We start from the raw sequence: 25,062 nt of genomic DNA on the forward strand, positions 1-25,062 counted from the left end.
GCATGTTCATGCGCCTGTGCGTTGTGCTGTTGCTGTGCCTGCCCGTTTCACTGTCCGCTGCGGAGAAGGCGAGGGTGGTGACCACCTTCAGCATCCTGGCGGACATCACCCGTGAGATCGGCGGGGACGACATCCAGCTCACCAACCTGGTGGGGGCGGATGCCGATGCCCACGTCTTTGAGCCGGCGCCGGCCCAGGTGCGGGCGGTGCTGGAGGCGGACCTGGTGATCGCCAACGGGCTGGGCTTTGAGCCTTGGCTGGAGCGCCTGCTGGCCAACGGCGAGGCGCGCGGTACGCGCATCGACGCGAGCAAGGGCGTGGTGCCGATGACGGTGCTGGAGGACGACCAGCGTCTGGTGGACCCCCACGCCTGGCAGAGCCTGGGCAATGCGGAGATCTACGCGCGCAACATCACCCAGGCGCTGGTGCAGCTGGTGCCGGCCCGCGCGGCGGCCTTTGAGGCGCGGCGGGACTCCTGGCTGGGCCGCCTGGGGGCGTTGCGCCAGAGCATCGCCCCGCGCCTGATGGCGTTGCCGCCGGAGCGGCGCCGGGTGCTGACCAGCCACGATGCCTTCGGTTACTTCGCCCAGGAGTGGCGCCTGCAGTTCCTCGCGGCCCAGGGCGTGAGCGATGCGGCCGAGCCTTCTGCTGCCGAGGTGGCGGGGTTGATCCGCCAGCTGCGGGCGGAGGGCGTGCGGGCCATCTTCGTGGAGAATATCCGCGATGCGCGGCTGGTGAAGCAGATCGCCGAGGAGGCCGGGGCGCGTGTGGGCGGCACGCTGTATTCCGATGCGCTGGCGGCCGAGGGCCCGGCCAGCACTTACCTCGGCATGTACCGGCAGAACGTGGAGCGGCTGTTGCAGGCGCTGGCGCCATGAGCTTCTGGCTGCAACTGGAGCGGAGCCCGGCCGGCACCGCGCGACCGTTGGAGGAGGTGATGGCGGCCATCCCCTGGAATGCCGACGGTCTGATCGCCGCCGTGGCACAGCAGTACGACAGCGGCGAGGTGCTGATGCTGGCGTGGATGAACCCCGAATCCCTGCGGCTCACCCTGGAGGAGGGTCGGGCCTGCTACTGGTCGCGCTCGCGCCGCTGCCTGTGGCGCAAGGGCGACACCTCCGGGCATGTGCAGCACCTGGTGAGCGCCCACCTGGATTGCGACGGCGATGCGCTGCTGCTGCAGGTGGACCAGGCCGGCCCGGCCTGCCACACCGGGCGTCGCTCCTGTTTCTACAACCAACTGTCCGACGTTGGGCTGCGGGTGATGAGCTCGGTGCCGGCACCCTCTGCGGGAGGCCATCCATGATCCGCAAGAACCCTTCCGGCCACCTGCCGGTGATTGCCGAGTCCGCCTATGTGGACAAGACCGCCATCCTCTGCGGCAAGGTGATCGTGCAGGACAACGTGTTCATCGGGCCCTATGCGGTGATCCGCGCGGATGAGGTGGACGCGAGCGGTGACATGCAGCCGATCGTCATCGGCGCCAACTCCAACATCCAGGACGGGGTGGTGATCCACTCCAAGTCCGGGGCGGCGGTCACCATCGGTAGCCACACCTCCATCGCCCACCGCTCGATCATCCACGGCCCCTGCCAGGTGGGGGACCGGGTGTTCATCGGCTTCAACAGCGTGCTGTTCAACTGCACCGTGGGCGATGGCTGCGTGGTGCGGCACAACGCGGTGGTGGACGGCTGCGACCTGCCACCGGGCTTCCACGTGACCTCGACCCAGCGCATCGGGCCGAAGACCGACCTGGACAGCCTGCCCCGGGTGAGCGTCTCCGCCGCCGAATTCTCCGAAGACGTGGCGCGTACCAACATCGATCTGGTGCGTGGCTACAAGGCCCTGCAGAACGAGTTCTAGCCATGCACAACCTGCTGATCCGCAATGCCCGCCTGGTCAATGAAGGCTGCGAATGGGAGGCCGACCTGCTGGTGCACAACGGCCGTATCGAACGCATCGACCGCAGCATCAGCGCCCGCCCGAATATGTGCGTGATCGACGCCAAGGGCCAGTACCTGCTACCGGGGATGATCGATGACCAGGTGCATTTCCGTGACCCGGGCGCGCCCCACAAGGGCACTTTCCTCAGTGAGTCCCGCGCGGCGCTGGCCGGGGGCGTGACCAGCGTGATGGACATGCCCAATACCCAGCCGCCGACCCTGGACCTGGAGGCGCTGGTGGCGAAGGAACGCCGCGCGGCGGCCTGTTCCTCGGTGAACTACGGTTTTCACTTCGGTGTGAGCCGGGACAACCTCGACACCGTGGCCCGGCTCGACCCGGAGCGGGTGGCGGGGGTGAAGGTGTTCATGGGCGCCTCCACCGGCAACCTGCTGGTGGACGACGAGGCCTCCCTGGAGCGGTTGTTCCGCGACTGCCCGACGCTGCTGCTGGCCCACTGCGAAGACGCGCCGCGCATCCGCGAGCGCGAGGCGCAATGGGCGGCCGGCCATGGCGATGCCATCCCGCCCGAGGCGCACCCGCTGATCCGCGATGCGGAGGCCTGCTACCGCTCCTCCAGCCGGGCGGTGGCGCTGGCCCGTCGTTTCGACACCAATCTGCATGTGCTGCACATCACCACCGCGCGGGAGCTGAAGCTGTTCACCCCCGGGCCGCTGCCGGGCAAGCACATCACCGCCGAGGTGTGCGTGCACCACCTGCTGTTCGATGACCGCGACTACCCGCGCCTGGGCCACCTGATCAAGTGCAACCCGGCGATCAAGACACCCTCCGACCGCGATGCCCTGCGCCGGGCGTTGCTGGACGGGCGTCTGGACGTGATCGGCAGCGACCACGCGCCCCACACCCGGGAGGAGAAAGCCCGGCCCTACGCCCAGGCGCCCGCCGGCTTGCCGCTGGTGCAGCACAGCCTGCCGGCGCTGCTGGAGCTGGTGGCCGACGGGCTGCTGCCGCTGACGCTGCTGGTGCACAAGACCAGCCACGCGGTGGCGGAGCGCTTCTCCATCGAGCAGCGCGGTTACCTGCGCGAGGGCTACTGGGCGGACCTGGTGTTGGTGGAGCGCCTGGCCGAGCCCCGGCCGGTGGAGGCGGACCCGATCCACGCGCAATGTGGCTGGACGCCGTTCCAGGGCCGGTCCTTCCGCCACGCGGTGCGCACCACGCTGGTGTCGGGCCAGCTGGGCTGGCACCAGGGACATTTCGGCCAAGATTGCCAGGGGCTGCCCCTGCGTTTTCGAAGGTGCTGAGGGGCTGTGCTTGACGCGGCGCCGGCAAAGGGTTGACTTAGAGCGCACTCGAACTTCTAGGATCGCCCCATGGAACCTCATCTCAGCATCGACGAAGTCGCCCGGCGCACCGGGCTCACGGCTCACACCCTGCGTTATTACGAGCGCATCGGGCTCATCGCCCCGGTGGGCCGGGCGCCGGGTGGGCAGCGGCGTTACGCGGCTTCGGACATGGCCTGGATCGAGTTCCTGCTGCGCTTGCGCACGACCCGCATGCCCATCGGCAAGATGCAGGCGTTCGCAGCGCTGAGGAGCGCCGGGGACCCAACGGTGCCGGCGCGTCGCCAGATGTTGGAGGGCCACCTTGCGGAGGTCCTGGCCGAGATCGAGGCGATGCGCCAGGCCGCCGATGCGCTGCACGCGAAGATCGAGCATTACCGCGCGTGCGAGCAGGCCCTGGCGCTGGAGCCATCAACCGAGAAGGACAACGCACATGAACGATGAGAGCCGCTACCAGCGTGGGCTGGCGAAACTGAAGGAGATCGACGGCGAGGCCGGTGAGCGGGTGGTGGAGAGCCTGGTGGGCATTGCCCCGGACTTTGCGCGCTACCTGGTGGAGTTCCCCTTTGGCGACATCTATTCCCGCCCGGGGCTGGACCTGAAGAGCCGGGAGATCGCCGTGGTGGCGGCACTGACTGCCCTGGGCAACGCCGCGCCGCAACTGAAGGTCCACGTGCACGGCGCGCTGAACGTCGGCGCCAGCCGCACGGAGATCATCGAGACGATCATGCAGATGGCCGTCTACGCGGGCTTTCCGGCCGCGCTGAATGGCCTGGCGGTGGCGCGGGAGGTGTTCGAGCAGCGGGGCGAGGCGGCCTGAAGCACGAAGCCCCGGCGGCGCAGGTCCGCAGGGGGCTTCGGGTGAAGCGGGGAGGGCTTAGACGTTGAAGCGGAAGTGCATCACGTCGCCGTCCTTGACGATGTATTCCTTGCCTTCCAGGCGCCATTTGCCGGCTTCCTTGGCGCCGGCTTCACCCTTGAACTGGATGAAGTCGTCATAGGCGACCACTTCGGCGCGGATGAAGCCTTTTTCGAAGTCGGTGTGGATCACGGCGGCGGCCTGCGGGGCGGTAGCGCCGATGCGCACGGTCCAGGCGCGCACTTCCTTCACGCCGGCGGTGAAGTAGGTCTGCAAGTTGAGCAGGTCGTAACCGGCGCGGATCACGCGGTTGAGACCCGGCTCTTCGAGGCCGAGGGCTTCGAGGAACATGTCCTTCTCTTCGCCGTCGTCGAGTTCGGCGATCTCGGCTTCGATCTTGTTGCAGACCGGTACCACGATGGCGCCTTCCTCTTCGGCGATGGCTTTCACCACGTCGAGGTGCGGGTTGTTCTCGAAGCCGTCTTCGGCGACGTTGGCGATGTACATCACCGGCTTGCTGGTGAGCAGGTGGAAGCCACGGACGATGCGCTTCTCTTCATCGCCCAGGTTCTTCAGCAGGGAGCGTGCGGGCTTGCCTTCGCTGAAGTGGGGAATGAGTTTTTCCAGCAGGGCCTTCTGCGCCAGGGCGTCCTTGTCGCCGCCCTTGGCGTTGCGGGTGACCTTCTGCAGTTGCTTCTCGCAGCTGTCGAGGTCGGCGAAGATCAGTTCGAGGTCGATGATCTCGATGTCGCGCTTGGGGTCGACGCTGTTGGAGACGTGGATGACGTTCTCGTCTTCGAAGCAGCGCACGACGTGGGCGATGGCGTCGGTCTCGCGGATGTTGGCGAGGAACTTGTTGCCCAGGCCTTCACCCTTGGAGGCGCCGGCTACCAGGCCGGCGATGTCGACGAATTCCATGGTGGTCGGCAGCACGCGCTCGGGCTTGACGATCTCGGCCAGTGCCTGCAGGCGCGAGTCGGGCATCGGCACGATGCCGCTGTTCGGCTCGATGGTGCAGAAGGGGAAGTTCTCCGCCGCGATGCCGGATTTGGTCAGGGCGTTGAACAGGGTGGACTTGCCGACGTTGGGCAGGCCGACGATGCCGCAATTGAATCCCATGCTATGTCCCTCGCGCTGATTGGCGATAAAGAGGTGTGATCAGGCCTTCTGGCTGTGCAGCTTCTGCATCGCTTTGGTCCAGTCACCTGCGAGCATTTCCGGCAGCACGCCGAGGGCGAAGTCGATGCTGGAGTCGAGCTTTTCCTGTTCGCTGCGCGGGGCGCGGCCGAGGACGAAGCCGGAGACCAGGCTGCTGTGCCCCGGGTGGCCGATGCCGAGCCGGAGGCGGTGGAAGCCGTTCTGATTGCCGAGCTGGGCGATGATGTCGCGCAGCCCGTTGTGCCCGCCGTGCCCGCCGCCCAGTTTGAGCTTGGCGACGCCGGGAGGCATGTCGAGTTCGTCGTGGGCCACCAGGATCGCCTCGACCGGGATGCGGAAGAAACCGGCGAGCGCCGCTACGGACTGGCCGCTGCGGTTCATGTAGGTGGTGGGGATGAGCAGGCGAACGTCGCGGCCCTGATGGCTGAACTTGCCGACCAGGCCGAAATACTTCTTGTCGAGGGAGAGGTTGACGCGCTGGCTGTCTGCCACGCGCTCAACGAAAAGGGCCCCTGCGTTATGCCGGGTCTGGTCGTATTCAGGGCCTGGATTACCCAGGCCGACGATCAGTTGTACGGCAGTCACGACAGGGGCCCTTCCTCAGGCTGGCGAGTAGTGATTACTCGGCTGCGCCTTCTGCTTCGTCTTTCACAACGCGGGAGGCGTGGATGTTAGCCACAGCCAGGTCGTTGCCGTGCGCCAGTGCGACCAGCTCGACGCCTTTCGGCAGCTTGAGGTCGGACAGGTGAACGATTTGGCCCAGTTCAACCTTGGCCAGGTCGACTTCGATGAACTCCGGCAGGTCTTTCGGCAGGCAGGAGACTTCGACTTCGGAGATGGTGTGGGAGATCTCGCCACCACCAGTCTTCACGCCAACGGCGGTCGCTTCGTTCAGGAAGTGCAGGGGCACGTGAGCGGTCAGTTTCTGGCCGGCAACGACGCGCTGGAAGTCAGCGTGCAGTACGAAGCCTTTGGCCGGGTGACGCTGCAGGGCCTTGATCAGAACGGTTTCGGTCTTGCCGGAAACGTTCAGGGCGATCACGTGGCTGAAGGCGGCTTCGTTTTCCAGCAGCTTGGCCAGGTCTTTGGCCAGCAGGCTTACGGATTCCGGGGCTTTCTCGCCACCGTAGACCACGGCGGGAACCAGGTTGGCATTACGACGCAGGCGGCGGCTCGCACCTTTCCCCAGGTCGGAACGCGCTTCGGCATTCAGGGCAAAATCAGTCATTACGTTTCTCCAAAATAGCCAAACCGCCCCGAGTGCTTGCGACCAGCATCTTGGGCGGTTGGGCAAAAAAGCCCCGCCGAAGCGGGGCGTTTTCGTCAGGGATGTCCGCTTAGCGGAACATCGCGCTGATCGATTCCTCATTGCTGATGCGGCGGACCGCTTCAGCCACGACCGGCGCGATATCCAGTTGGCGGATACGCGAGCAGGCCTGTGCCGCGGCGGACAGGGGGATGGTGTTGGTCACCACCAGCTCGTCCAGCACGGAGTTTTCAATGTTCTCGATGGCACGGCCCGACAGCACCGGGTGGGTGCAGTAGGCGTAGACCTTGGCGGCGCCGTGGTCCTTCAGGGCCTTGGCAGCGTGGCCGAGGGTGCCGGCGGTATCGACCATGTCGTCGACCAGGACGCAGGTACGGCCATCCACATCACCGATGATGTGCATGACTTCGGACTGGTTGGCCTTGGGACGACGCTTGTCGATGATCGCCAGATCGACACCCAGGGACTTGGCAACGGCGCGAGCACGCACCACGCCACCGATGTCCGGGGAGACGATCATGAGGTTGTCGAAGCGTTGGTCTTCGATGTCATCCACCAGAACGGGGGAGCCGTAGATGTTATCTACCGGAATATCGAAGAAGCCCTGGATCTGGTCGGCGTGCAGGTCGACGGTCAGCACGCGGTCGACGCCGACCACGGTGAGCATGTCGGCCACTACCTTCGCGCTGATCGCCACGCGAGCGGAACGCGGGCGGCGGTCCTGGCGGGCATAGCCGAAGTAGGGGATCACTGCAGTGATACGGGACGCCGAGGAGCGGCGGAAGGCGTCAGCCATCACCACCAGTTCCATCAGGTTGTCGTTGGTGGGCGCGCACGTGGGCTGAATCAGGAAGACGTCCTTACCGCGAACGTTTTCATTGATTTCAGCGCTGATCTCGCCGTCGGAGAATTTGCCTACGGAGGCATCACCGAGGGGGATGTGCAATTGACGTACGACGCGACGCGCCAGATCGGGGTTGGCGTTCCCCGTGAAGACCATCATCTTGGACACGCGCAGTACCTGCCGGCTGAGGGTGGACCTGATGAATAAAAAGCTGTTCAAAATGCACAGGTGCTTTTTGAACAGCTTTCTCGTGTATGGCAGGGGCGGCTGGATTCGAACCAACGCATGGCAGGATCAAAACCTGCTGCCTTACCGCTTGGCGACGCCCCTATCTGTTTCAACTCTCTTTGCAAGACCTTGTCGTACCGAACCCTTGGAGGGTTATGGCAGGGGCGGCTGGATTCGAACCAACGCATGGCAGGATCAAAACCTGCTGCCTTACCGCTTGGCGACGCCCCTGTATCGGTATAACCGGAGGACTTGCAACACTTCTTTCAAGCCAGGATTCCGAGCTTGCGGTGCAACATCGAGATGTTGCTTCCTCGCGCGACGAAATTCGGCAGAGTGGCTGGAAGTTGGCGGGCGACTTTATCAGCATCGTCCTTGTTTGGGAAGCTCCCAAACACACAAGCTCCAGTGCCGGTCAGTCTAGCTGCTGTGAAATTATTCAACAGGATCAGCGCGTTACGAACATCCGGGTAACGTTTCTCGACTACCGGTTGACAGTCATTACGACCGCCCCCCTCAAGAAGGCTGCGAAGATTAATGGGCGGAGTATTCCGTGTCAACTCGGGATCGGTGAAAACTTCCGCTGTGCTGACAAAGACTTGCGGTACGGCGACGAGGAACCAGGGCTCGGGCAGGGTGACCGGCTGCAGGCGCTCGCCGACACCTTCGGCGAAGGCCGCACGGCCGCGCACGAATACCGGCACATCGGCGCCCAGGGCCAGGCCCAGTTCGGCGAGGCGGTCTTCGCCCAGGTGGGTTTGCCAGAGGTGGTCGAGGCCGAGCAGGGTGGTGGCGGCATCCGAGCTGCCGCCGCCGATGCCGCCGCCCATGGGCAGGCGCTTGTCCAGCCAGATGTCGGCACCGAGAGCGGTGCCGGATTCCTGCTGCAGGCGCCTGGCGGCGCGGACGATCAGGTTGCTCTCATGGGGCACGCCCGGCACCTCGGTGCGCAGGTGGATTTCACCATCCTGGCGCAGGGTGAAGCCCAGTTCGTCGCCGTGTTCGAGGAACTGGAACAGGGTCTGCAGCTCGTGATAGCCGTCGGCACGGCGGCCGAGGATATGCAGCATGAGGTTGAGCTTGGCCGGAGCCGGGAGGATCAGCTGTGCGTCCTGCATGGTGCGCCTACTGGCCGAGCTGGCGCGGCTGCCAGTCCTTGATCACCAGGGTGACGTCGAGGTCGGCGCCCTTGAGCTTGATGCGCTCGGGCAGGGTGAAGCCGTTCTGCTCCACATAGCTGAGGTACTGCACCTGCCAGCCGTCCTGCTCGAGGCTCGCCAGGTGGCTCTTGCCGTCCAGGGTCAGGCGGCTGCGGCTATCCGGGGCGGGCAGGCCGCGCACCCACCATTGCAGGTGGGACACCGGCAGGCGCCAGCCGAGCTGTTCTTCCAGCAGGGCTTCGGGGGTTTCGGCTTCATAGCGACCCTGGTTGGCCACTTCGAGGGTAATGGCGCCCGGGTGCCCGGTGAGGCGGGCTGCACCACGACCCAGGGGGCCGGAAAGGCGGATGTCGTAATAGTCGCGGCGTTGCAGCCAGAACAGCGTGCCGCTGCCGGAGTCCTTCGGTGCGCGGATGCCGACCTTGCCGGCGATCTGCCAGCCGTCGAGCGCGGCGACCTGTTCCTTATGAACTTTCCATTGCGCCGGGTCGCCCTGGCCGTCAACGGTTTCGTGGGAGGTGAGGCCGGCGCAGCCCGTGAGCAGGAGCAGGGCGCCGGCGGCTAGCAGTGAACGTAGACGCATGGATCAAAGAGTCTCGGAGCCGGTCAGGCGCTGCAGGGTGCCGCGCAGGATCGGGCTGTCGGGTTGGGTCTTGAGGGCTTCGGACCAGACTTCGCGAGCTTCGCTCTGCTTGCCACGGGCCCAGAGCACTTCGCCCAGGTGGGCGGCCACTTCGTGATCGGGGAATTCCTTCAGGGCCTGGCGCAGCAGGCGTTCTGCTTCATCCATGTTGCCCAGGCGGAAGTTGATCCAGCCGAGGCTGTCGAGAATGGCGGGGTCGTCCGGCTTGAGTTGGTATGCCTTTTCGACCAGTTGGCGGGCTTCCTCGTAGCGCGTGGTGCGATCGGCCAGGGTGTAGCCGAGGGCGTTGAGCGCCATGGCATTTTCCGGTTCACGCTCGAGGATGAAACGCAGGTCGCGCTCCAGTTGCGCCAGGTCGCCGCGCTTCTCCGCGAGCATCGCGCGGGTATAGAGAAGGTTGAGGTCATCCGGGAATTGCTGCAGGCCTTGCTGGATGACGTTCCAGGAACGGTCCTGCTGCTGGCGCTCGGCGAAGCTTTCGGCCTCGATCAGGTACAGCTGGATGGCGTAGTCGGGCTGCGCCTCGCGAGCCTTGTCCAGGTGCGCGGCGGCCTCGTCCGGACGGTTGGCGTCGAGCAGTATCTCGGTCTGGCGCAACTGGGCCGGCAGGTAGTCGTTGCCGGCACCGACCAGTGCGTACTCGATCAGTGCGCTTTCCTTGTCGCCGCGCTTTTCGTAGACCTGGCCCAGGTTGAAGTGGGCGGAGTCCACGTGGCTGCCACGGTCGACCAGCTCTTCGAGGTAGACCTGGGCTTCGTCCCAGGCCTCGCCTTCCATGCACACCAGCGCCAGTGAGAAGCGCAGGTCGTCATCGTCGGGGAACTGTTGCACCAGGCCGGCGAACTCGGACTTGGCTTCGTCCAGGCGGTTCTCTTCCACCAGCAGGCGCGCGTAGGTCAGGCGCAGGCGTTTGTCGTCCGGGTGCTGCTTGATGCCTTTCTGCAGCAGCGGCAGGGCTTCGTCGGTGCGGTCCAGGCTTTGCAGCAGGCGCGCGCGCAGGAGGATCGGCGGGATCTGCTGGTCATTCGAGGGGATGTCTTCCAGCAGCGCCAGCGCGTCTTCGGTGCGGCCGTCCTGTTGCAGCAGCACCGATTTGCCGAACACCAGCTGGCTGTTGTCCGGGTACTTGGCGAGCAGGCGGTCGAAGCTTTGCAGCAGGCCGGTGCGGGTATCCGGGTCGGTCTCGGCGGCAGAGAGAGCGAGGAAATCGAAGTGGGTATCGCCTTGGCCCTGTAGCACCTTCTCCATATAGGTCATGGATTCGTCGTAGCGGCCGCCGCGGGCGAGCTGTACGGCGGCGGCGCGCTGGGCGTCGAGGTTGTCCGGCGCGTTCTTCGCCCAGATCAGCGCGGTGTCCAGTGCGGCCTGGTCGGCACCCAGGTACTCGGCGATGCGGAAGGCGCGTTCGGCGACGCCGGCGTCCTGGGTCGCATTGGCTTGCTGGACATAGTTGCCGAGGGCGATATCGAAGCGGTTGCGCTGCCCGGCCACTTCGGCGGAGAGCAGGGCGAACAGCGTGTCGCGGCTGAAGGAGCCATAGACTTCCGGCTTGGAATCGGGCGCCTGGCTGGTGTCTTCCACCGGCGGCGTGCCGTCCGGCGAGGTGGGGGCCAGGGTCTGGCAACCGCCAACGAGCAGGAGGGCGGTCAGCAACGCGAAGGATTTATTCATAGGGGAAAAGGCGACTAACCTGCGGTCGGAGCATCATGACACAAGCGGCTGGGCAAGCCCATGGGGCAAGGGCCGATACATTGTTGGGCCGGTTCATGGTGATTGTGACAATAGCGAGCGGTGGTTGTTCTCAATCTGTTGAAGGAGGACAATTGCGCGCCTCCCGTTTCCGTTAGCGACCCTGCATGGCCTTTCTTGCCCTCGGTATCAACCACAAAACCGCGTCCGTGGATGTACGTGAGCGCGTGGCTTTTACTCCCGAGCAATTGGTCGAGGCGCTGCGGCAGCTGTGCAACCTCACGGCCAGCCGCGAGGCGGCGATCCTCTCCACCTGCAACCGCAGCGAGCTGTACCTGGAGCAGGAGCAGATCAGCGCCGACGAAGTCCTGGCCTGGCTGGCCGGCTACCACAACCTCAGCCTCGAAGAGCTGCGTGCCTGCGCCTACGTGCACCAGGACGATGCCGCCGTACGCCACATGATGCGCGTCGCGTCGGGGCTCGACTCCATGGTCCTCGGCGAGCCGCAGATCCTCGGTCAGATGAAGTCCGCCTACGCCGTGGCGCGCGAGGCCGGCACCGTCGGCCCGCTGCTGGGCCGGCTGTTCCAGGCCACCTTCAGCACCGCCAAGACCGTGCGCACCGACACCGCGATCGGCGAGAACCCGGTCTCCGTAGCCTTCGCCGCAGTCAGCCTGGCCAAGCAGATCTTCACCGACATGCACCGCAGCCAGGCGCTGCTCATCGGCGCCGGCGAAACCATCACCCTGGTCGCCCGCCACCTGCACGAGCAGGGCGTGAAGCGCATCGTCGTCGCCAACCGCACCCTCGAACGCGCCAGCATGCTCGCCGAGCAGTTCGGTGCCCACGCCGTGCTGCTGGCCGATATCCCCGACGAGCTGGTCAACAGCGACATCGTCATCAGTTCCACCGCCAGCCAGTTGCCGATCCTCGGCAAGGGCGCAGTCGAGCGCGCGCTGAAGCAGCGCAAGCACAAGCCGATCTTCATGGTCGACATCGCCGTGCCGCGTGACATCGAGCCCGAAGTCGGCGAGTTGGACGACGTCTACCTCTATACCGTCGACGACCTCCACGAAGTGGTCGCCGAAAACCTCAAGAGTCGCCAGGGCGCCGCCCAGGCCGCCGAGGAGCTGGTCGGTGGCGGTGTGGTCGAGTTCATGCAGCGCCTGCGCGAACTGGCTGCCGTGGACGTGCTGCGCGCCTACCGCCAGCAGGCCGAACGCACCCGTGACGAGGAACTGGCCAAGGCGCAGCGCATGCTGGCCAACGGCAGCTCCGCCGAAGACGTCATGGCCCAGCTCGCCCGCGGGCTCACCAACAAGCTGCTGCATGCCCCCAGCGTGCAGCTGAAAAAACTCTCCGCCGACGGCCGCTTCGATGCGCTGGCCGTGGCCCAGGAACTCTTCGCCCTCGACGAGGGCACGGACAAGCAAGCCCAATGAAAGCGTCACTGCTCAACAAGCTCGACATCCTCCAGGATCGTTTCGAGGAACTCACGGCCCTGCTCGGCGATGCCGAAGTCATCAGCGACCAGAGCAAGTTCCGCGCGTATTCCAAGGAATACGCCGAGGTCGAGCCCGTCTACCTGGCCTTCCGTGAATTCCGCAAGGTGCAGTCCGATCTCGAGGGCGCCCAGGCGCTGCTCAAGGATAGCGACCCGGACCTGCGCGAGATGGCCGAGGAAGAAGTCGCCCAGGCCCGCGAGCAGCTGGTCGAGCTGGAGGCGCGCCTGCAGCGCATGCTGCTGCCCAAGGACCCCAACGACGGTCGCAACGTGTTCCTCGAAATCCGCGCCGGCACCGGTGGCGACGAGGCGGCGATCTTCTCCGGCGACCTGTTCCGCATGTACTCGCGCTATGCCGAGCGCCAGGGCTGGCGGGTGGAGATCCTCTCCGAGAACGAAGGCGAGCACGGTGGCTATAAAGAGGTGATCGCCCGCGTCGAGGGCGACAACGTCTACGCCAAGCTCAAATTCGAGTCCGGCGCGCACCGCGTGCAGCGGGTGCCGGAAACCGAATCCCAGGGCCGCATCCACACGTCCGCCTGCACCGTCGCCGTGCTCCCCGAGCCGGACGAACAGGCCGCCATCGAGATCAACCCGGCCGACCTGCGCGTGGACACCTACCGCTCCTCCGGCGCCGGCGGCCAGCACGTGAACAAGACCGACTCCGCCGTGCGCATCACCCACATCCCCTCCGGGATCGTGGTCGAGTGCCAGGAGGAGCGCTCGCAGCACAAGAACCGCGCCAAGGCCATGGCCTGGCTGGCAGCCAGGCTGAACGACCAGCAGGAAGCCGCTGCGCACAAGGAAATCTCCGACACCCGCAAGCTGCTGGTGGGCTCCGGCGACCGTTCCGAGCGCATCCGCACCTACAACTACCCCCAGGGGCGGGTCACCGATCACCGCATCAACCTGACCCTCTACGCCTTGGACGACGTGCTCGCCGGCGGCGTCGAAGCGGTCATCGAGCCGCTGCTCGCCGAATACCAGGCCGACCAGCTGGCCGCCCTGGGAGACTGACGTGACCATCATCGCCAGCCTGCTCAGCGAGGCCCGCCTGCCGGGCTCGCCGAGCGCCCGCCTGGACGCCGAGCTGCTGCTCGCCGCCGCCCTGGGCAAGCCGCGCAGCTTCCTGCATACCTGGCCCGAGCGTGTGGTCAGTGGCGAGGCCGCCGAGCTGTATGCCAGCTACCTGGAGCGCCGGCGCAACGGCGAACCGGTGGCCTACATCCTCGGTCAGCAGGGCTTCTGGAGCCTGGACCTGGAAGTCGCCCCGCACACCCTGATCCCGCGCCCCGACACCGAGCTGCTGGTGGAAAGCGCCCTGGCCCTGGTGCCGGCCACCCCCGCCCGCGTGCTCGACCTGGGCACCGGCAGCGGCGCCATCGTCCTGGCCCTGGCCAGCGAGCGCCCGGGCTGGCGCCTGATCGGCGTCGACCGCATCGGTGATGCCGTGGCCCTGGCCGAGCGCAACCGCGTACGCCTGAAGCTGGACAACGTCGAATTCCGCGAGAGCCACTGGTTCTCCGCCCTGGCTGGCGAGCGCTTCGACCTCATCGTCAGCAACCCGCCCTACATCGCCGCCCGCGACCCGCACCTGAGCGAAGGTGACGTGCGCTTCGAGCCGGCCAGTGCGCTGGTCTCCGGCGCCGACGGGCTGGACGACATCCGCCTGATCATCAGCGAAGCGCCCGTACACCTGAGTGCCGGTGGCTGGCTGCTGCTGGAACATGGCTACGACCAGGCCGCTGCCGTACGCGAGCTGCTGTCCCGCCAGGGCTTCGAGGCGGTGGAAAGCCGTCGCGACCTGGGCGGCCACGAGCGCATCAGCCTGGGCCGCCTGCCATGCTGAGCGATGAAGAGCTCCTGCGTTACAGCCGGCAGATCCTCCTGCCGCAGATCGACGTCGACGGCCAACTGCGCCTGAAGCAGGCCCGTGTACTCATAGTCGGCGTCGGTGGCCTCGGCTCGCCGGTCGCTCTCTACCTGGCTGCTGCCGGTGTCGGCGAGTTGCACCTGGCGGACTTCGACAGCGTCGACCTGACCAACCTGCAGCGCCAGATCATCCACGACAGCCAGAGCGTCGGGCAGCCCAAGGTCGACTCGGCCATGGCCCGGCTTACCGCGCTCAACCCCGAAGTGCGCCTGGTGCCTCACCGCGCCGCGCTGGATGTCGACTCCCTGGCTGCTGCCGTCGCGGCCGTGGACCTGGTGCTTGACTGCACCGACAACTTCGGCACCCGCGAGGCGGTCAACGCCGCCTGTGTGGCCGCGCGCAAGCCGCTGGTTTCCGGCGCTGCGATCCGCCTCGAAGGCCAGCTTTCGGTGTTCGACCCGCGACGCGATGACAGCCCCTGCTACCACTGCCTTTATGGCCACGGCAGCGAAGCCGAACTGACCTGCAGCGAAGCCGGTGTGGTCGGCCCGCTGGTGGGCATGGTCGGCAGCCTGCAGGCCCTGGAAGCACTCAAGCTGCTGGCCGGTTTCGGCGAGCCCCTGGTGGGCCGCCTGCTGCTGGTGGAGGCCCTCGGCAGCCGCTTCCGCGAGCTGCGGGTCAAGCGCGATCCGGGCTGTACCGTCTGTGGGAATGGGCATGCCTGATCAGGCCCCCGTCGGCGTCTTCGACTCCGGCGTTGGCGGCCTCTCCGTGCTGCGTGAGATCCGCGGCCTGCTTCCCAATGAATCCCTGCTCTATGTGGCCGACAGCGGCTATATCCCCTATGGCGAGAAGAGCCAGGACTTCATCCGCGAGCGCAGCCAGGCGATCACCCGCTTCCTGCTGGAGCGTGGTGCCAAGGCGCTGGTGCTGGCCTGCAACACCGCCACGGTGGCGGCGGTCGCCGACCTGCGGGCGCGTTATCCACAGCTGCCCATCGTCGGCATGGAGCCGGCGGTCAAGCCCGCAGCGGCCGCCACGCGCTCCGGCGTGGTCGGCGTGCTCGCCACCACCGGTACCCTGAAAAGCGCCAAGTTCGCCGCGCTGCTCGACCGGTTCGCCAATGACGTGCGTGTGGTCACCCAGCCCTGCCCGGGCCTGGTGGAGCGCATCGAGATAGGCGACCTCGACAGCGAGGCGACCCGTGCGCTGCTCTGGAGCTACGTGCAGCCGCTGTTGGCCGAGGGCTGCGACACGCTGATCCTCGGCTGCACCCATTACCCCTTCCTGCGTCCGTTGCTGGCCGGCATGGTCCCCGAGTCGGTACGCCTGGTGGACACCGGCGCCGCGGTGGCGCGGCAGCTGCAACGCCTGCTCGAAGCCCGTGACCTGCTGGCGCGCGGGCCGGCTCAAGCCTGTCGTTTCTGGAGCAGCGGTGAGCCTGCAGCGATGCAGAATGTGCTGCCTGCACTATGGGGAAACGAGAGCGTTTGCGTGGCGGATCTCGGCTTTTAAAAAAACCTTGAACTTGCTGGTAGCCGTCTTTCTCTTAGTCCAAACGTATCTATAATCGCTCCAATTCGTACGTTTTAACCTGTCGATTAAGTCTGAATAAGGAAGTTTCCATGAAGAAACTGTTCTCTTTGGCTGCCGTTGCAGCCATTTGCGTAGGGCAAGCTGTTGCGGCACAGGCAGCTGATGTTTCTCTCGATGTTGGTCAGACCGGCGAATCGACCATGGTCTATCGCCTCGCTACCCAGTTCGATTTCTCCACCAGCTGGTTCCAGACCGACGTCGGTCGCCTGACCGGCTACTGGGATGCCGGCTACACCTACTGGGACGGCGACAAGACCTCCAGCAACCACAGCATTTCCTTCGCACCGGTGTTCGTCTACGAATTCGCCGGTGAAACCGTGAAGCCCTATGTCGAAGCCGGCATCGGTGTCGCCCTGTTCGCCAATACCGAACTGGAAGACAACGAGCTGGGCTCCTCTTTCCAGTTCGAAGACCGCATCGGCGCCGGCCTGCGCTTCAGCAACCAGGAAGTCGGCGTTCGCGCCATCCACTACTCCAACGCCGGCATCAAGCAGCCGAACGATGGCGTCGAGGCGTACAGCCTGCACTACCGCGTTTCCTTCTAAGCGCGAGTGACACGAAGAACCGGGCCCAGCGCCCGGTTTTTTTATGGCCTGTGGATAACCCTGAGCACCTGGCGGTGCGGCCTTAGGAGCGAATTCATTGGCTCTGTCTGCGTTAAGTGTTGCTAGAGGATTTGAGCTCAGCTGATTGCCGAGTTCTGGTGATGCTTCTGGTTTCGCCCACCCGGGCGAGTCCCTTTTCTCAGTCGCCAGAAAAGGAACCAAAAGGGCTTGCCCCATCATCCGGCCCGACTGCGTCGGGTTCCCTCACTCCATCGTCGTTACTCGCTACGCTCGCCCTTCGGGCCGCACTGAAGTGCGTTCGCCGCAAGCGTCGTCTGGGGGCCGGCGCGATGGGCCATCCCTGGCCTGGCGCGCCTCTCGCGGCATCCATGCCGCTCGTCCCCCGGCGCAACGACTGCGTTCGGCCTCCTGGAGGGGCGTTGGCGGCTGCTCCAACTTTCTCTGCTCAAATCCACACATTGATGTGCGCACCAACCCAACGTGCACGTAGCGGCGGCTTTCGTAGGATGGCGTAGAGCGAAGCGAAACCCATGCTGTGGAGGTGGAAGAAATCCATAAATGCCCGGATAGCACCGTGCTTGAGCGCTTGCATTAAAACCACAACAGCTAACGCAGACAGAGCCAATTCATTCGCGACGGGTGCTGCCCCGCGTAGCCCGGGCTTCAGCCCGGGGCCATTCCGGAGGCCAGGTACCGGTCAGACCACGCGTCCATAGGCGCTGTCGATGCCCCGGCGTTCATCCAGGCAATCGGCTTCGCCCATCTCGAACTCGCGGCAGATCAGCGGGCGATTCTCGTAGATGGTGCAGAGCATGGTGTCGCGGTCCAGCGCGGCGCACCAGCCGTCGTCCAGGCGCGCCATGACGTCGCCGCCCCAGTCATCGGTTTCGATGAAGCGTTCGGGCACGCCGGTGTCGGTGATCAGCATCACTTCCAGCTGGCAGCAGCAGGCGGCGCAGGTGGCGCAGGTGATCTCGGGGGCGGCAGGCAGTTGTTGGACGGGAATCAGCGAAGGGCTCATGGGCGCGGAGTTTACGGCAAAGGCATGCGTTCCGGTTGCCGGGGCGATCAGGTGTTCGGCCTTGGCCGCTTCAACTGCCTCGCCAGGCGATGCAGCAGAGGTAGCAGCGCCGCCCAGATGAGCGCCAGTACCAGCAGGCTCGGCAGCGTGCCGAAGGGCAGGCCGACCCCGGCCACGCGCGCGCCGGCCAGGTACGACAGCGGTGCGGCGATGGCGCCCAGCAGGCTGGCCAGCCACCAGGGCCGGGCAGTCCAGGCCAGGCAATGGTTGAGCGTGGTGCCCAGCAGTGCCCAGAGCAATACCAGCCAGGGCGGGATCAGGTGCCCGCCGTAGCCGAAGTCGAACAGGCCGAGGTTGAGCAACAGGCAGTCCAGCAGGCTGCCCAGCAGCGTCACGGCGATCACCAGGCGGCCATCCTCCGACCAGGAGCCGATGCAGAGGAAATGCAGCGCCAGGATCGCCGGCGCCACCAGCAACAGGAGCGGCTGGTTGGCGGCGAACAGGCAGGCGAACCAGCCCAGCTGGAACAACGCCGCATTGGCCAGCTGCCTAGGCATCCAGGCGGCCGAGCAGTGACGACGGGCGCGCGCCGGGCTTGGCCAGCACCAGCTGCGCGGTGCCGATGGCGCGCTCCAGGAAGCCGCCCTCGCAGTAGCACAGGTAGAACTCCCAGAGCCGGTAGAAGGTTTCGTCGTAGCCCAGTTGCTCCAGGCGCCCGCGCGCTGCGCGCAGGTTGTCGTGCCAGTGGCGCAGGGTGCGTGCGTAGTGGGGACCGAAGTCCTCCATGTGCAGCAGGTTCATGTCGCTGTCGCGGGTGATCACCTCCAGCATCTTCTGCACCGAGGGCAGGGCGCCCCCGGGGAAGATGTAGCGCTGGATGAAGTCGACGCTGCGTTTGGCCTGCTCGTAACGCTGGTCGCGCATGGTGATGGCCTGCAGCAGCATCAGCCCGTCGTCCTTGAGCAGGCGTGCGCACTGCTTGAAATAGGCGGGCAGGAAGCGGTGGCCCACCGCCTCGACCATCTCGATGGAGACCAGCTTGTCGAAGCGCCCGTCGAGGTCGCGGTAGTCCTGCAGCAGCAGGGTGACGCGTGATTGCAGGCCCTGCTCCTCGATGCGCTGGCGGGTGTACTCGTACTGCTCGCGGGACAGGGTAGTGGTCGTCACCCGGCAGCCGTGGTGGGTGGCGGCGTAGAGCGCCATGCTGCCCCAGCCGGTGCCGATCTCCAGCAGGTGGTCGTCGGGCTTGAGGTCGAGCTTGCGGCAGATGCGTTCCAGCTTGTTCAACTGGGCTTGCTCCAGGCTCTGCTCGGGGCTGGCGAACTGCGCGGCGGAGTACATCATGGTCGGGTCGAGCATCTGCTCGAACAGGTCGTTGCCCAGGTCGTAATGGGCGGCGATGTTGCGCCGCGAGCCGGCCCGTGTGTTGCGGTTGAGCCAGTGCAGGCCCTGCACCAGGGGCCTCCCCAGCAAAGCCAGGCCGCGTTCCATGCCGTCGAGCACATCGAGGTTGGCGACGAACACGCGGATCACCGCCGTGAGGTCCGGCGTGGTCCAGTAACCGTGGATATAGGCCTCCCCCGAGCCGATGGAGCCGTTGGCCGCCACCAGCGGCCAGACCGCCGCATCCTGCACCTCGATACGTGCCCTGAGTTCAGCCTGAGCGTCGCCGAAGACCCGTTCCTCGCCGTCCTCCAGCACGGTCAACTGGCCGTGGCGCAGCCCTTCCAGCTGGGCCAGCACCAGCCGGCGCAACAGGCCGCCGGCCAGGCCGGTGGTGCCGAACAGGCCCGGCTTGATGCCGAGACTAGTGCTCTTCATGGTGATGCTCCTTCGAATGCGTGGTGGCGACGCGGTAGGCGCCGTCCGCCGCCTGGTGGGAGAACAGAGGCAGGCGTTTGAGCAGCAGGCGCAGGGCCTGCCAGTAGATGCCCAGGACGGTCTTGGCCGTCATCCAGGGAAAGCGCGCGAGGTAGCGGTGCAGGCTGGCGCGGTCGAGTTCGTGGCGCTCCAGGTCGAGGGTCGCGTCGAACAGCCGGGTGTCGCCCTGCCAGTCCTCCATGTGCACCGCCAGGCGTGGGCCCACCGGGCTGAAGGCCATGCGGTACTCCAGTTCGCGGGGCAGGAAGGGCGAGACGTGGAAGGCCTTGTCCACCCGCACTCGCTGGTGGCCCTCGCCCTGCGCCGGCACCACGTAGTGGTAGCGCTCGCGCCAGGGCGTGTTGGTCACCTCGCAGAGGATCGCCATCAGCGTTCCGTCGGCGTCATGGCAGTAGAAGAAGCTCGCCGGGTTGAAGGCCAGCCCCCAGCTGCGGGCCTGGGCCAGCAGGCAGATGGCGCCTTCGGGGCGCCGCCCCAGGGCCTCGCCGACGCGCTGGCGCACGGCTTCGGCGAGGCGCATGCCGGTGCCGGTGAACTGCGGCAGGAAGTCGCGCTCGCGAAAGGCGAAGGGCGCGAAGCGTCCCGGTCCGGCGAGCGGAGAGAGGCCGAGCACCTGTTCCTGCTCGTCCAGATCCAGGTACAGCAGGCCGATGCGGTAGCGGAAGGCGTGGGCCCGGGGCTGGTGCCGCCGGTGCCTGACCCAGCCGCTGTAGAGGGCGCTGTTCACAGGGATTCCCCGAACTCGCGGGCCACGCGCAGGGCGCTGACCACGCCATCTTCGTGGAAGCCGTTGCCCCAGTAAGCGCCGCAGAAGTAGCTGTGCTGCTTGGCGTTGATCTCCTCCCAGCGCGCCTGGGCGCGGACGCCCTCGAGGCTGAACTGCGGATGGGCGTAGCTGAAGCGGGCGAGGACGCGCGCGGGGTCGATGGCTTCGCCCTGGTTGAGGCTGACGCAGAAGGTCTCCGGCGCCTGGATGCCCTGGAGGATGTTCATGTTGTAGGTCACGGCCGCCGGGCGCTGGCGAGGGCCGCCCAGGCGGTAGTTCCAGCTGGCCCAGGCCAGTGGCCGGCGCGGCAGCAGGCGCGTGTCGGTGTGCAGCACCACCTCGTTGTCGGCATAGGGCAGGGCGCCCAGTACCTCGGCCTCGGTCGCGCTCGGCTGGGCCAGCAGGGCCAGTGCCTGGTCGCTGTGGCAGGCGAATACCACCTTGTCGAAGCGCTCGCTGCCGGCGGCGCTGTGCAGGGTCACGCCCTCGGCATCGCGCTCGACCCAGGTCACCGGGCAGGACAGGCGGATGTGGTCGGCGAAGCTGGCCGTCAGTGGCGCCACGTAGCTGCGCGAGCCCCCGCTGATCACCCGCCATTGCGGGCGGTCGTTGACCGATAGCAGGCCGTGGTTCTTGAAGAAGCGCACGAAGAACTGCAGCGGGAAGGCCAGCATGTCGTCCAGCGGCATGGACCAGATCGCCGCCCCCATCGGTACCAGGTAGTGATCGCGGAAGCGCTCGCCATAACCGCCCATGCGCAGGTAGTCGCCGAGGGTGATGGCGGGGTTGATGCGGCCCGCGTCGAGGTCCGCCTGGGCGTCGTGGTTGAAGCGCAGGATTTCTCGCAGCATGCCCCAGAAACCCGGCGAGAGCAGGTTGCGCCGCTGGGCGAAGAGACTATTGAGGTTGTTGCCGTTGTACTCCAGGCCGCTGGCCGGGTCGTGCACCGAGAAGCTCATCTCGGTGGGTTGGCTGGCCACGCCCAGGCGCTCCATCAGGCGGATGAAGTTGGGGTAGGTCCAGTCGTTGAAGACGATGAAGCCGGTGTCCACGGCGTAGTCACGCCCGTGCAGGTGCACGTCCACCGTGTGGGTGTGGCCGCCGATCCAGTCACTGGCTTCGAACAGCTGGATGTCGTGCTGGCGGGCCAGCAACCAGGCGCAGGTGAGACCGGAAATGCCGCTGCCGATGATGGCGACTTTCATTGGGGAGCTCCGTTACGGGCCAGGCGTCGGCCCAGGGCCAGGCGCATCCGCGCCGGCAGCCGGGCGAGCAGGCGCAGGGCGAGGATGAAGGGGCCCGGGAAGGCGATTTCCAGCGGCCGCCGCTGCAGCCGCCGGACGATGTGGTGCGCGGCACGTTGCGTCGACCAGCGCATGGGCATGGGGAAGTCGTTGCGCTGGGTCAGCGGCGTGTCGACGAAGCCGGGGCTCACCAGCGTGACGTCGAGGCCTTCGTGGGCCAGGTCCACGCGCAGGGATTCCAGCAGGTAGCGCAAGCCGGCCTTGGAGGCGCCATAGGCTTCGGCGCGAGGCAGGGCGAAGTGGGTGACGGCGCTGACCACGCCGACCAGGTGCGGCCGTTCGCCCTTGCGCAGCAGGGGCAGGGCGGCTTCGATGCAGCGCGCCGGGGCGAGCAGGTTGGCGGCTACCACGCGCTCGACCAGGTCGGCGTCGAACCGCCCGGCTTCCAGGTATTCGCAGGTGCCGGCGTTAAGGATCGCGCAGTCCAGCGCGCCCCAGTGCCGGGCGATGCGTTCGCCCATGGCGGTGACCTGGGCGGCGTCGGTCAGGTCGCCCGGCACCAGCAGTACCTGCTCGGGGAAGCGCTGCTGCAGGGTTTCCAGCGGGCCACTGCGGCGGGCGCTGAGGGCGAGACGGTGCCCGTCCCGGAGCAGCAGTTCGGCCAGTTCGGCGCCGATGCCGCTGCTGGCGCCGGTGAGCCAGATGCGTCGGGAGTCGTTCATGCCAGTCGCCCCTTTAGCAAGCGGACCACCCCGCCCAGCAGCGGCACGTGTTCATAGAGCAGCGCGCCGGCATCGAAGTAGTCGCGGTGGTAGTACACCCGTTCGTTCCAGCGCAGGTGCGAGCAGCCTTCCACCGCAATCGGGCGGCCGCCTGCCAGGCGTGGGTGGCGATAGGTCATGGTCCAGCGCAGGTAGCCTTGGCCTTCACCCGCCTGGTCATAGCCGTGGAACTCGAAGTTAAGGTCGTTGACGTTCTCGTAGAGCCCGGCGAAGTAGCGGCGGATGGCGGGCAACCCTTCGACATGGTGCAGCGGGTCGGTGAACTGGGCGTCCTCGCTGTACAGCGTGGCGAGCAAGTCGAGGTTGTCGCGGCCCAGGCGCGCGAAGTCCTCGGCGAAACGTTGCAGGAAGGCGCTCATGCCGTGACCGCCTTGGGCAGGCTGCGGAACGCGGCGATGGCCCGGTCGCGGCTGGAGGAGAGGTCCACCATCGGCTGTGGATAACCTTCCGGCAGGAACAGCCCGCCACGGGCGGCCGGGTCGTGGATGTCCTTCTTGTCCAGGCTTGCCAGCTCCGGCAGCCACTGGCGGATGAACACCCCTTGCGGGTCGAAGCGCTGGGACTGGCTGACCGGATTGAAGATGCGGAAGTAGGGCGCGGCATCGGTGCCGGTGGAGGCGCTCCACTGCCAGCCGCCGTTGTTGGCCGCCAGGTCACCGTCGATCAGGTGGCGCATGAACCAGCGCTCGCCCTCGCGCCAGTCGATCAGCAGGTTCTTGGTGAGGAACATGGCCACCACCATGCGCAGGCGGTTGTGCATCCAGCCGGTGGCCAGCAATTGGCGCATCGCCGCGTCGACGATGGGGATGCCGGTACGCCCCTGCTGCCAGGCTTCCAGGTCTTCTGGGGCATCGCGCCAGCGCAGCGCTTCGGTGTCGGCGCGGAAGGCGCGGTGGCGGCTGACGCGTGGGTAGCCCACGAGGATGTGCTTGTAGAACTCGCGCCAGAGCAGTTCGTTGATCCAGGTGACGGCGCCGGCGTTGCCCGACTCGAACTCGCCCTGGTTGCTGCGCAGCGCGGCATGCAGGCATTGCCTTGGCGACAGCACGCCGGCGGCGAGGTAGGGCGACAGCTGGCTGGTGCCGGGGTGTGCGGGGAAGTCGCGTTCGTCCTGGTAGTGCTCGATCTGCTGGTCGGCGAACGCCTCCAGGCGGCGGCCCGCTTCCTCTTCGCCGGCGGGCCAGAGCGCTTGCAGGCTGGCAGGCGGGCTGTGGAAGCCCTTCACTGTGGCGGGTACGGCGCTGCTTTCGATACCCAGCGGCTCCTGCTTTTTCGGCAGCGGCGCACTGTGGGGCAGGGCGCTGTGCAGCCGCGCGTAGCAGGCCTTGCGGAACTGGCTGAAGACCTGGAAGTAGCTGTCGCTCTTGGTCAGCACGCTGCCCGGCTTGAACAGCAGTTGGTCGAGATGGCTGCGCAGGCGCAGGCCGTCGGCCTGCAGGCGTGCCTTGACGGCGGCATCGCGCTGGCTCTCGTTGATGCCGTACTCCTCGTTGACGTGCACGGCGCTGACCTGGTGCTCGTGGCACAGGCGGGCGACGGCTTCCGGGGCTTCGTCCCAGTGGTCGGCGCGGCGGATCAGCAGTGGCACGTTGAGGCGCGCCAACTCGGCCTGCAGCGAGGCCAGGTTGCGCAGCCAGAAGTCCACCTTGGCCGGGGCGTCGTCGTGTTCCAGCCACTGGCCGGGGCTGAGCAGGTAGAGGGCCAGGGTCGGCCCGGCGGCCATCGCGGCGGACAGGGCCGTGTTGTCCTGGACGCGCAGGTCGCAGCGGAACCACATCAGTTGGCGCATGGAAGATCCTCGGGCCTGGCCAGCACACCAAGGCTGGACAGGGTTTGCAGGGCCGCGACCGGGTCGTCGGCGAGAGGGGGGCGGATGCCTTGTGCGGCCAGCTCTTGCAGCTCGCGCTGGTGGATGCGCACGGCGGGCCCGGCCAGCACCAGCGGGCAGCCGTGGTCGGCCAGCAGGCGTGCCAGGCTGGGGCCGGCCAGGGCCTGTTCGGCATACAGCAGCAGGGCGCGGGGTTCGATACGGGCGATGGCCAGGGGCAGCTCGGCGGCGGGTATCGGCCACTCCAGCACCTCCACCGCGCAGCCGGCATTGCTGGCCAGCCAGGCGCTTATCCACAGGCCCGGCGCCATGGGGTGTTCACAGGGGTTGAGCAGCAACAGCGGGGCGCTGCCGTGCTGGCGGTTGTTGTGGTAGATGCGCGCGCCCAGCTTGCTGCGCAGCCAGGCGTTGAAGAACACCCGCTCCAGGCGCGCGCCATAGGCATCGCCCCAGCGGGTTTCCAGTGCTTCGAGCAGGGGCAGCAGCAGTTGCTGGCACAGCGTCAGCGGCGGGTAGATCGACAACGCGGCGTTGAAGCGCTCGTCGAGGCGGCGCTCTGCCAGGGCGCCGATGGCCTCCAGCAACTGATGACGCTGCTCGTCCCACAGCGAGGAAGACGAGAGTCCGGCGTGCTGACCGCCCCGCAGCAACCCCTTCACCTGGCCCACCGGTACGCCACGGTCGAGCCAGGTGAGCACGGCGTGGATGCGCGCCACATGCTCCGGCGCATACAGGCGGTGGCCTTTGGCGGTGCGCTGGGGCAGCACCAGGCCGTAGCGGCGTTCCCAGGCGCGCAGGGTCACCGGGTTGACGCCGGTGAGCCGCGCCACCTCGCGGATGGGCAGCAGACCCCGGGCGAGTGCGGCCTGGAAGTCGCCGTCGAGCGGCGTGTCGTCGTAATCGTCCAT

General features: G+C 66.7%; 28 protein-coding genes and 2 tRNA genes. 12 read left to right on the top strand and 18 right to left on the bottom strand.

Annotated features, from left to right (window positions below; genetic code table 11):
* Window positions 1-8 precede the first annotated feature (8 nt).
* The 6 genes from RTW82_RS21980 (at window position 9) to RTW82_RS22005 (ending at window position 4,065) form a co-directional block, all read left to right on the top strand.
* Window positions 9-878 (top strand): metal ABC transporter solute-binding protein, Zn/Mn family, encoded by an 870-nt coding sequence (locus RTW82_RS21980; RefSeq protein WP_044404512.1) that lies wholly within the window; start codon window positions 9-11, stop codon window positions 876-878.
* A gap of 47 nt (window positions 879-925) precedes the next feature.
* The gene (gene hisI, locus RTW82_RS21985) at window positions 926-1,306 is read left to right on the top strand and encodes a phosphoribosyl-AMP cyclohydrolase (RefSeq protein ID WP_316926628.1); all 381 of its coding nucleotides are present in this window, start codon (window positions 926-928) and stop codon (window positions 1,304-1,306) included.
* Window positions 1,303-1,863: a carbonate dehydratase gene (locus tag RTW82_RS21990; RefSeq protein ID WP_043245640.1), complete on the top strand. Its 561-nt coding sequence runs from the start codon at window positions 1,303-1,305 to the stop codon at window positions 1,861-1,863. Before hisI ends, RTW82_RS21990 begins: the two co-directional genes overlap by 4 nt.
* A 2-nt stretch (window positions 1,864-1,865) precedes the next feature.
* Complete coding sequence (locus RTW82_RS21995) at window positions 1,866-3,206, top strand: dihydroorotase (protein WP_316926485.1); 1,341 nt, start codon at window positions 1,866-1,868, stop codon at window positions 3,204-3,206.
* Window positions 3,207-3,275: 69 nt separating this feature from the next.
* Entirely contained in the window at window positions 3,276-3,689 is a 414-nt protein-coding gene (locus RTW82_RS22000; protein ID WP_316926486.1) for a MerR family transcriptional regulator, read from the top strand.
* Complete coding sequence (locus RTW82_RS22005; protein ID WP_316926487.1) at window positions 3,679-4,065, top strand: carboxymuconolactone decarboxylase family protein; 387 nt, start codon at window positions 3,679-3,681, stop codon at window positions 4,063-4,065. The genes RTW82_RS22000 and RTW82_RS22005 overlap by 11 nt, the downstream gene beginning before the upstream one ends.
* 57 nt (window positions 4,066-4,122) lie before the next feature.
* On the opposite strand, the gene ychF is transcribed toward RTW82_RS22005, so the two are convergent.
* The 9 genes from ychF to RTW82_RS22050 all read right to left on the bottom strand — a co-directional run bounded on the left by ychF (window position 4,123) and on the right by RTW82_RS22050 (window position 11,075).
* Window positions 4,123-5,223 carry a redox-regulated ATPase YchF gene (ychF, locus tag RTW82_RS22010; protein ID WP_021220431.1) on the bottom strand — a complete coding sequence of 367 codons (1,101 nt, stop codon included), beginning with the start codon at window positions 5,221-5,223 and terminating at the stop codon, window positions 4,123-4,125.
* Window positions 5,224-5,262: 39 nt separating this feature from the next.
* Window positions 5,263-5,847 (bottom strand): aminoacyl-tRNA hydrolase, encoded by a 585-nt coding sequence (pth, locus tag RTW82_RS22015; RefSeq protein ID WP_031288103.1) that lies wholly within the window; start codon window positions 5,845-5,847, stop codon window positions 5,263-5,265.
* A 34-nt stretch (window positions 5,848-5,881) separates the two neighbouring features.
* On the bottom strand, window positions 5,882-6,490 hold the full coding sequence (locus RTW82_RS22020; protein WP_263404501.1) for a 50S ribosomal protein L25/general stress protein Ctc: 609 nt from the start codon (window positions 6,488-6,490) through the stop codon (window positions 5,882-5,884).
* A gap of 109 nt (window positions 6,491-6,599) precedes the next feature.
* A complete protein-coding gene (locus RTW82_RS22025) occupies window positions 6,600-7,541 on the bottom strand; it encodes a ribose-phosphate pyrophosphokinase (RefSeq protein WP_021220434.1) in 942 nt (313 codons plus the stop codon).
* Window positions 7,542-7,628: 87 nt separating this feature from the next.
* Window positions 7,629-7,703 (bottom strand) — tRNA-Gln (locus RTW82_RS22030).
* Between the two features lie 54 nt (window positions 7,704-7,757).
* Window positions 7,758-7,832 (bottom strand) — tRNA-Gln (locus RTW82_RS22035).
* 35 nt (window positions 7,833-7,867) lie between these two features.
* Window positions 7,868-8,719 carry a 4-(cytidine 5'-diphospho)-2-C-methyl-D-erythritol kinase gene (gene ispE / locus RTW82_RS22040; protein WP_021217951.1) on the bottom strand — a complete coding sequence of 284 codons (852 nt, stop codon included), beginning with the start codon at window positions 8,717-8,719 and terminating at the stop codon, window positions 7,868-7,870.
* Window positions 8,720-8,726: 7 nt separating this feature from the next.
* A complete protein-coding gene (gene lolB / locus RTW82_RS22045; RefSeq protein ID WP_316926488.1) occupies window positions 8,727-9,344 on the bottom strand; it encodes a lipoprotein insertase outer membrane protein LolB in 618 nt (205 codons plus the stop codon).
* 3 nt (window positions 9,345-9,347) lie between these two features.
* Window positions 9,348-11,075 carry a tetratricopeptide repeat protein gene (locus RTW82_RS22050; RefSeq protein WP_316926489.1) on the bottom strand — a complete coding sequence of 576 codons (1,728 nt, stop codon included), beginning with the start codon at window positions 11,073-11,075 and terminating at the stop codon, window positions 9,348-9,350.
* Between the two features lie 185 nt (window positions 11,076-11,260).
* Between RTW82_RS22050 and hemA the strand changes: the two genes are divergently transcribed.
* The 6 genes from hemA to RTW82_RS22080 all read left to right on the top strand — a co-directional run bounded on the left by hemA (window position 11,261) and on the right by RTW82_RS22080 (window position 16,611).
* The gene (gene hemA / locus RTW82_RS22055; RefSeq protein WP_031287209.1) at window positions 11,261-12,535 is read left to right on the top strand and encodes a glutamyl-tRNA reductase; all 1,275 of its coding nucleotides are present in this window, start codon (window positions 11,261-11,263) and stop codon (window positions 12,533-12,535) included.
* Window positions 12,532-13,614 carry a peptide chain release factor 1 gene (gene prfA, locus RTW82_RS22060; protein ID WP_021217947.1) on the top strand — a complete coding sequence of 361 codons (1,083 nt, stop codon included), beginning with the start codon at window positions 12,532-12,534 and terminating at the stop codon, window positions 13,612-13,614. Before hemA ends, prfA begins: the two co-directional genes overlap by 4 nt.
* A gap of 1 nt (window position 13,615) precedes the next feature.
* Complete coding sequence (gene prmC / locus RTW82_RS22065; protein WP_316926490.1) at window positions 13,616-14,446, top strand: peptide chain release factor N(5)-glutamine methyltransferase; 831 nt, start codon at window positions 13,616-13,618, stop codon at window positions 14,444-14,446.
* Window positions 14,440-15,195, top strand: a complete 756-nt coding sequence (locus RTW82_RS22070) for a molybdopterin-synthase adenylyltransferase MoeB (RefSeq protein WP_316926491.1) — start codon at window positions 14,440-14,442, stop codon at window positions 15,193-15,195. The genes prmC and RTW82_RS22070 overlap by 7 nt, the downstream gene beginning before the upstream one ends.
* The gene (gene murI, locus RTW82_RS22075) at window positions 15,188-15,985 is read left to right on the top strand and encodes a glutamate racemase (RefSeq protein ID WP_316926492.1); all 798 of its coding nucleotides are present in this window, start codon (window positions 15,188-15,190) and stop codon (window positions 15,983-15,985) included. Before RTW82_RS22070 ends, murI begins: the two co-directional genes overlap by 8 nt.
* Window positions 15,986-16,095: 110 nt before the next feature.
* Window positions 16,096-16,611 (top strand): acyloxyacyl hydrolase, encoded by a 516-nt coding sequence (locus tag RTW82_RS22080; RefSeq protein WP_316926493.1) that lies wholly within the window; start codon window positions 16,096-16,098, stop codon window positions 16,609-16,611.
* A gap of 718 nt (window positions 16,612-17,329) precedes the next feature.
* Here RTW82_RS22080 and RTW82_RS22085 read toward each other — a convergent pair.
* From RTW82_RS22085 to RTW82_RS22125, 9 genes are read right to left on the bottom strand one after another with little or no spacing between them, the layout of a single operon-like run.
* Window positions 17,330-17,653: a YkgJ family cysteine cluster protein gene (locus RTW82_RS22085; protein ID WP_184487373.1), complete on the bottom strand. Its 324-nt coding sequence runs from the start codon at window positions 17,651-17,653 to the stop codon at window positions 17,330-17,332.
* 47 nt (window positions 17,654-17,700) lie between these two features.
* Complete coding sequence (locus tag RTW82_RS22090; protein WP_316926494.1) at window positions 17,701-18,210, bottom strand: DUF2878 domain-containing protein; 510 nt, start codon at window positions 18,208-18,210, stop codon at window positions 17,701-17,703.
* Window positions 18,203-19,474 (bottom strand): cyclopropane-fatty-acyl-phospholipid synthase family protein, encoded by a 1,272-nt coding sequence (locus tag RTW82_RS22095; protein WP_316926495.1) that lies wholly within the window; start codon window positions 19,472-19,474, stop codon window positions 18,203-18,205. Before RTW82_RS22095 ends, RTW82_RS22090 begins: the two co-directional genes overlap by 8 nt.
* Window positions 19,461-20,261 carry a DUF1365 domain-containing protein gene (locus RTW82_RS22100; protein ID WP_316926496.1) on the bottom strand — a complete coding sequence of 267 codons (801 nt, stop codon included), beginning with the start codon at window positions 20,259-20,261 and terminating at the stop codon, window positions 19,461-19,463. Before RTW82_RS22100 ends, RTW82_RS22095 begins: the two co-directional genes overlap by 14 nt.
* Window positions 20,258-21,505 carry an NAD(P)/FAD-dependent oxidoreductase gene (locus tag RTW82_RS22105; RefSeq protein ID WP_316926497.1) on the bottom strand — a complete coding sequence of 416 codons (1,248 nt, stop codon included), beginning with the start codon at window positions 21,503-21,505 and terminating at the stop codon, window positions 20,258-20,260. The genes RTW82_RS22100 and RTW82_RS22105 overlap by 4 nt, the downstream gene beginning before the upstream one ends.
* Window positions 21,502-22,266 carry an SDR family NAD(P)-dependent oxidoreductase gene (locus tag RTW82_RS22110; protein WP_021222244.1) on the bottom strand — a complete coding sequence of 255 codons (765 nt, stop codon included), beginning with the start codon at window positions 22,264-22,266 and terminating at the stop codon, window positions 21,502-21,504. The genes RTW82_RS22105 and RTW82_RS22110 overlap by 4 nt, the downstream gene beginning before the upstream one ends.
* Window positions 22,263-22,685, bottom strand: a complete 423-nt coding sequence (locus tag RTW82_RS22115) for a nuclear transport factor 2 family protein (protein WP_021222245.1) — start codon at window positions 22,683-22,685, stop codon at window positions 22,263-22,265. Before RTW82_RS22115 ends, RTW82_RS22110 begins: the two co-directional genes overlap by 4 nt.
* The gene (phrB, locus tag RTW82_RS22120) at window positions 22,682-24,115 is read right to left on the bottom strand and encodes a deoxyribodipyrimidine photo-lyase (RefSeq protein ID WP_316926498.1); all 1,434 of its coding nucleotides are present in this window, start codon (window positions 24,113-24,115) and stop codon (window positions 22,682-22,684) included. The genes RTW82_RS22115 and phrB overlap by 4 nt, the downstream gene beginning before the upstream one ends.
* Window positions 24,103-25,062, bottom strand: a complete 960-nt coding sequence (locus tag RTW82_RS22125) for a MerR family transcriptional regulator (RefSeq protein ID WP_316926499.1) — start codon at window positions 25,060-25,062, stop codon at window positions 24,103-24,105. Before RTW82_RS22125 ends, phrB begins: the two co-directional genes overlap by 13 nt.

Source organism: Pseudomonas sp. zfem005 (genome assembly GCF_032621735.1).
GTDB lineage: Bacteria > Pseudomonadota > Gammaproteobacteria > Pseudomonadales > Pseudomonadaceae > Metapseudomonas > Metapseudomonas solani.